The organism is Rothia sp. HMSC061E04, assembly GCF_001813685.1.
Taxonomy (GTDB): domain Bacteria; phylum Actinomycetota; class Actinomycetes; order Actinomycetales; family Micrococcaceae; genus Rothia; species Rothia mucilaginosa.
Window position 1 is genome coordinate 1 of record NZ_KV813698.1, and the last position, 1,178, is coordinate 1,178.

Annotated in this window: 1 protein-coding gene; it reads right to left on the reverse strand. The window is 54.9% G+C overall.

The annotated features are described in order from the left end of the window. A partial coding sequence (locus tag HMPREF2927_RS02890) for a transposase (protein WP_210399821.1) occupies positions 1-494 on the reverse strand: 494 nt, incomplete at its 3' end. Between the last annotated feature and the right edge of the window lie 684 nt (positions 495-1,178).

The window sequence follows — 1,178 nt, forward strand, 5'->3', positions numbered from 1 at the left end:
ACGAAGGTGAAAGGCCCGGCATCGTGGAGGGGCCGGTTGCGGAACTGGTCCACGTGTTCGTCGAGGTCTGTTGCCATCCGTGAGACCTGGGACTTGGACAGTCCTGTGATCCCCAGGGTTTTGACGAGCTTGTCCATACGGCGCGTGGATACTCCTGCCAGGTAGCAGTCAGCGACCACTGTGATCAACGCGGTTTCACAGCGTTTGCGCCGTTGCAGTAACCATTCTGGGAAGTAGGTGCCTGAGCGCAGCTTGGGGATCGCCACGTCGATGGTGCCGACCCTGGTGTCCAGGGGCCGGTAGCGATACCCGTTGCGCCTGGTGTGACGCTGCGGATCTTGTTGACCCCACTGGGCCCCGCACACCGCATCAGCGTCCGCTGATAGCAACGCGTTAATGACGTGCTGGAGCAAGGAACGCATCAAATCTGGGGATGCCTGGGACAACGCCTCGCCAAGCATGCCAGCAGGGTCGATAATATGAGGAGCGGTCATCGTTGTGCCTCCAAATCATTTCGAGTCAGAAGTAGAAGAGCTTTCTCGAAGGATCACACGGTGACCGCACCCATCACAAGCAACGGGCCGATCACCACACGGTTACACCACTATGCGGGACGCTACTCTTTCACCGCTTAGTTACCGCCTGTTTGAGGCTAAGCGGTATATCGAAAACGTTGGTATATCAGTCAAAACATGGTGTGTTGCCGCCTCTACCGCCTAATTTCTAAAAAGTGTACACGCGAGTGTTCATCTTCCTACATATGCGTGTGTATATATAAAAGTTTTCGGTTTTAGGCGGTGAAGGCGGTAAAGGGTTGGGATTCGGTTGAGATACGAGGGAAAATGCTATACCGCTTTTGCATTTTCAGGCGGTAAACAGCCGGTATCAACGCCGATTAGGCGGTGAAAATCCTCCTCTGCAACCTCCCTCCCACGAGATCATGCACGAGCGAAGATAGTCATACGCCCCGAAGGGGCGTTGGATGATAGTCCTCGATGTTGGGTGATAGTCCCCCCTCCCCCCACCTCGACGACGGGCCTGAGTTTGGCTGAAAGGTAGGGAATAACATAGGGATTCGGTCTCGTCAGGGCAAAACAAAACCCGGTATCTCAGCGACTTTTCGTTGAGATACCGGGTTTTTCTGGTTGCGGGGACAGGATTTGAACCTGCGACCTCCG